This is a genomic window from Cuspidothrix issatschenkoi CHARLIE-1, from assembly GCF_002934005.1.
GTDB lineage: Bacteria > Cyanobacteriota > Cyanobacteriia > Cyanobacteriales > Nostocaceae > Cuspidothrix > Cuspidothrix issatschenkoi.
In genome coordinates, this window is the sequence record NZ_PGEM01000118.1 from 1 (window position 1) to 4,797 (window position 4,797).

Sequence of the window (4,797 nt, forward strand, 5' to 3'; positions counted from 1 at the left end):
TTAGTCTGGAAGAGCCATAATATTCCTCTCAAGTTTTTAGTTATTAACAAATAGGTAAAGTTACATTTTCACTATTTGGAGATTGTTTATTGTGCTTGTCACAAATCAGGATAACCAGGATTTTAGGATGTACAGGATTATGATTTATAGATTTTCTGTGAATAGTTAATGATTATAAATTATGATTCAGGGAAAAATATATTTTTTATCATTCACAACAACCTATATTTTCTCAAAAACATCCTGTTAATCCTTTAATCTTGGATATCCTGATTCAGACAATTTTATGAGGAAAATATATTTTCTATCATTCACAAAAACCTATATTTTCTAAAAAATATCCTGTTAATACTCTGCTACGCTATCAGACATTAAATTTTTAACAAATTTATGCTAAAATAATTAACTAAGCACCGTTAAGAGATTTTTTAATTATGCAAGTAACAATTGATTTACCAGATAAATTCACAACGAAAATCATCAATCAATGGAGTAATTTACCACAAAAAATCCTGAATAATCTTGTATTAGAAGCCTTTCGAGAAAGATTAATTGATTTTGATGAACTAAAAGATTTACTAAACTTTCCTGCTGAGACTGAACTCAAAGAATTTTTAATCCAAAATAATATTCTTCATTCCGCAGGTTTACTTAATTTATATGGTGCTTGTGCTGATATTGATTTTGCAACGGATGATGATTTAATTGAGGTTATTAATGAAAAATGATTCTTTAATTTATTTACTAGATACGAATGTTTGTATCATGTATCTCAAGGGTAAATCTCCTAGTATTAATCATCATCTTGATAATTTAGAACCGGAAAAAATAGCGGTTTGTTCTGTAGTCAAAGCTGAATTATTTTATGGTTCTATGCGTAGTAATAATCCTCAAAAAGCTATAAATGTGCAAAAAATTTTTATAAACCAGTTTGTTTCTTTACCTTTTAATGATGAATGTGCAGAAAATTATGGCAATATTCGCGCTGATTTAGCAAATTCTGGAACTCCTATTAGTTCAAATGATATACAAATTGCTTCTATTGCTTTAGTGAATAATCTAACTTTAGTTACTCACAATGTCAGGGAATTTAAACGAGTTCAAGGGTTAAAAATTGAAGATTGGGAAATTTTCTGATAGTGTAGCACAAGCTATATAAAGTTACGTTTTCACCATTTGGAGATTTTTTGTTGTGGTTGGCAGAATCAGGATAACCAGGATTTTAGGATGTACAGGATTGTTATTTGTAGGTTTTCTGTGAATAGTTAATGATTATAAATTCTGATTCAGGGAAAAATATATTTTTTATCATTCACAACAACCTATATTTTCTCAAAAACATCCTGTTAATCCTTTAATCTTGGATATCCTGATTCAGACAAAATAACATCCTGTAAATCCTGATTCGGAAATTTTACTACTTATACAAATTAAGATATACTCCAATCTTCCAAACACAAATTAGGAACTTTTTCAAAATCCTTCCAATTACGAGTTACTAAAATTCCATTGACTGATAATGTAATTGCAGCAATGCGTAAATCTTGAGTACCAACGCGGATTTTTGTCTTTAATTCAGTGTAAATATTGCCAGCAGCTTCGCTAAATTGCAGGACATTCAGACTATTAATATCTTCTAATGTATCCTCTAACCTAGCATAAGCTAATACTAATTCACTTGATGAATCAGCCCTACTAATAATATTCATCCGTCCTCTTATTTGTTCACTAGCTGTAACAATAGTTATGGCAATATCTTGAGGATTAAACATACTTAATCTTTGTCTGATCAATGTATTGCCTCTTTGCAATAATGACAGATGATCAGTGTCTAGTATTCTTAAATTATTCACTGCTTTACTTACTTTTATTCATTATTTGCATCTAATTCACGACGATATTCTTCTATATATTCCAACATTTGATCAAATTGTGGATCATCTTTATACTTACCTGCTATTTTCATCCAAGGATTTTCAATTTGAGGAGATTTAATTTCTAAAGTGACAATCTTGGCATTTCCTAAACGAACTTGCAAAATTTTATCTAATTCTTCTATTGCTTCCGTTTCTGTATTCCCTAAACCTTGACATTCTGGTAAACTTAATAATGTCGCTTTCACAGTACCATCTGCTTGATTTTCAATCAACACATCATAAGTTAACTTAGGTGCAATGGTAGGAGAAGTATTTTTAACAGCTAAAATCATGATATTTTTACTCTTATAACTCTGAATTGATTATAACATAATACTTAAAAATAGTTAAAATTATTATCTACATGATTTTAAGATTTATAGAATTTTATTAGCGATCGCCCATTTTATATTTTATCATCCTGTTAATCCTTTAATCGGTGGACATCCTGATTCAGACAAAAAATATCCTGAAAATCCTCAGAGTAAATTAATTCTCTGACTTCCTTAATAAAGCCACAAAACCAGCTTGAACAAAATGAATATCAGCCGTTACAGCATAAATTAACCCCTGTTCTTTCATAACAACAAATGAGATACAATCTGTCAAACCCCAACTTTTATCTTGACGACTGTGATAAAGTTCCAGCGCACCCATGAGAAGCGGTGTATCTACACTGACAACTTTGATATTATCTGTTTGATAACACTGATTAATAAACTGAACTGATGCTGTGCGGTTCACTGCACTTAAAGCATTACCAACTTCTATTAAAATGGCTTCTGTTACCCATACTTCAACGGGATTTTTCACCCTTGGTAATAATGCTTTTGCTTGAGTATGGTATTGATCATTCTTGTTTAATAGAGCCTGAATAAATACCGTATCTAAAAATAGTCGTTCCTGATTCATTCTATGATCTCATTGTCATGTTTAGGATTACCACATAAATAGTGATCATGTTGACTTGACCAATCACTTGGTGCTTCAATAGTTCCTGTTAATGCCTCTAGCACATCCCAAGCATTACCTTCATTTCCTATATCTTCTAGTGATTCAGTAAAAAGAGGATTATCCTTGTGCATCCCTGCAAATTTCAGCCAAGGATGTTCTGTTTTATCTGGTTCAATTTCTAAAGTTACTATTTCTGGTTTTCGGGCTTGAAAAAGTTGAATCAGATTATTTAAAGCTTCTTCTTTATTCGCACCTAAACCTTGACATTCTGGTAAACTTAACAATGTAGCTTTAACCGTACCATCTGCTTGATTTTCAATCAATACATCATAAGTTAACTTGGGTGCAATTGTAGAAAGAGCATTTTTAACAGCTAAAATCATAATATTTTTACTCTTATAACTCTAAATTGATTATAACATAATACTTAAAAATAGTTAAAATTATTATCTACATGATTTTAAGATTTATAGAATTTTATTAGCGATCGCCCATTTTATATTTTATCATCCTGTAAATCCTTTAATCGTGGGATGTTCGTTCTATTTATGTTTCTCAAGGTTTGTATAATAGAAGAATCAGAGAAAGCTTGCAAGCATTAATCAAAAATCTTGAACTCTTGTAAAGCTGGTAAAAAGTTTTTATTTTCATGACTAGAACGACTCAATTTAATCAAAGCAAAACGCTGTAAATTAGTTAAACTTGCCCATACTTCAACTGTAATATTCACACCTATTTCCTCAGATTTTTTCTGAACACTATCAGGAATAGTGTTAATATCTTCCCATGCTGGATGAGGATCGATAGGCAATTCTGCCACAGATTTATCAGTTAGTTTCCATACTAAATCTTGAATATAATGCCTATAAGCATCAATTTCACTTTCTATATCGCAAGGTAATGTCATTAAATTTTGCCGTGATTCTTGATTCATTTGATTCCATTCAGCTAACTTGAGCTTAATACCGCAAGTATCTAGTTTATAGCGTACTCGCATAGGAATACAGCGCCAAGAATCCATGAAATCTGCTTCAAATTCAAAAAACTCAATCATAAATATGAATCATAATTTACATAATGATCTTACTACTATTATTCTAGCAGGTGGTAAAAGCACTCGTATGGGTACGGATAAAGCCTTAATTAATATTCAAGGTGTACCCATGTTACAACTAATTTGCAGTATAGCTGAAGTTTGTACTCATCAAGTTTATGTAGTTACTCCCTGGCCAGAACGTTATCAACAAATACTCACTCCTAACAGTCAATTTATTCTAGAAGTTCCTTTAACTGGAGAAACAGAAAATGAACCTCGCACCCATGGACCCCTTGTAGGTTTTATGCAAGGTTTAGCAATAGTGGACACAAATTGGGTACTTTTATTAGCTTGTGATTTACCCAATTTACGCCCAGAAATATTGCAAACATGGATATCTCAATTAGACACAATTCCCGAAAATGCGATCGCAGCTTTAGTCAAAAATAATCAAATTTGGCAACCCCTATGTGGTTTTTATCGTAGTCGTTGTTTACCACAATTAACCCAGTATATCCACCAAGGTGGACGTTCATTTCAACAATGGTTAAAATCTTATTATGTATATGAATTACCCCTAACAGATCCAGAAATGCTATTTAATTTTAATAGTTCTCATTCCTAAATTGGTAAACTTCTGATACTAAAATAACTTGGTAAGAATTCAGGTGAGGCAAAAAGATCCCCGACTTCTATGAGCAATTTATTATTTATGGACACAATCAATAAAACAAGTCGGGGATCTGGGTATCAATAAGTGCTTAACACCAATTTTCTATGAAAATGCACATAATCATACCATCCTGTAGTCCCCCCTTAGCAAGCTACTATGTACAGGTTTTAATGCCCCCTAACCCGCAATTCTGGGACAATAAGAATTTCAAAGTCCCC

General features: G+C 31.6%; 8 protein-coding genes. 3 read left to right on the plus strand and 5 right to left on the minus strand.

Translation table 11 applies throughout. The features are described 5' to 3' along the window. Positions 1–434: 434 nt before the first annotated feature. Together CUN59_RS15405 and vapC are read left to right on the plus strand one after the other, a co-directional pair. The gene (locus CUN59_RS15405) at positions 435–728 is read left to right on the plus strand and encodes a UPF0175 family protein (protein ID WP_104388671.1); all 294 of its coding nucleotides are present in this window, start codon (positions 435–437) and stop codon (positions 726–728) included. Continuing rightward, positions 718–1,137: a type II toxin-antitoxin system tRNA(fMet)-specific endonuclease VapC gene (gene vapC / locus CUN59_RS15410; protein WP_104388672.1), complete on the plus strand. Its 420-nt coding sequence runs from the start codon at positions 718–720 to the stop codon at positions 1,135–1,137. Before CUN59_RS15405 ends, vapC begins: the two co-directional genes overlap by 11 nt. A 293-nt stretch (positions 1,138–1,430) precedes the next feature. Here vapC and CUN59_RS15415 read toward each other — a convergent pair whose 3' ends face one another. The 5 genes from CUN59_RS15415 to CUN59_RS15435 form a co-directional block, all read right to left on the minus strand. Further along, positions 1,431–1,772 (minus strand): type II toxin-antitoxin system VapC family toxin, encoded by a 342-nt coding sequence (locus tag CUN59_RS15415; RefSeq protein ID WP_243406963.1) that lies wholly within the window; start codon positions 1,770–1,772, stop codon positions 1,431–1,433. A gap of 95 nt (positions 1,773–1,867) precedes the next feature. Further along, positions 1,868–2,209 (minus strand): hypothetical protein, encoded by a 342-nt coding sequence (locus CUN59_RS15420; protein ID WP_104388674.1) that lies wholly within the window; start codon positions 2,207–2,209, stop codon positions 1,868–1,870. Positions 2,210–2,405: 196 nt separating this feature from the next. After that, positions 2,406–2,828 (minus strand): type II toxin-antitoxin system VapC family toxin, encoded by a 423-nt coding sequence (locus CUN59_RS15425; RefSeq protein ID WP_104388675.1) that lies wholly within the window; start codon positions 2,826–2,828, stop codon positions 2,406–2,408. Then, a complete protein-coding gene (locus CUN59_RS15430) occupies positions 2,825–3,253 on the minus strand; it encodes a hypothetical protein (protein WP_104388676.1) in 429 nt (142 codons plus the stop codon). Before CUN59_RS15430 ends, CUN59_RS15425 begins: the two co-directional genes overlap by 4 nt. A gap of 215 nt (positions 3,254–3,468) precedes the next feature. Then, a complete protein-coding gene (locus tag CUN59_RS15435; protein ID WP_104388677.1) occupies positions 3,469–3,924 on the minus strand; it encodes a nitrate reductase associated protein in 456 nt (151 codons plus the stop codon). 4 nt (positions 3,925–3,928) lie between these two features. Between CUN59_RS15435 and CUN59_RS15440 the strand changes: the two genes are divergently transcribed. Then, positions 3,929–4,531 carry a molybdenum cofactor guanylyltransferase gene (locus tag CUN59_RS15440; RefSeq protein ID WP_104388678.1) on the plus strand — a complete coding sequence of 201 codons (603 nt, stop codon included), beginning with the start codon at positions 3,929–3,931 and terminating at the stop codon, positions 4,529–4,531. Positions 4,532–4,797 lie beyond the last annotated feature (266 nt).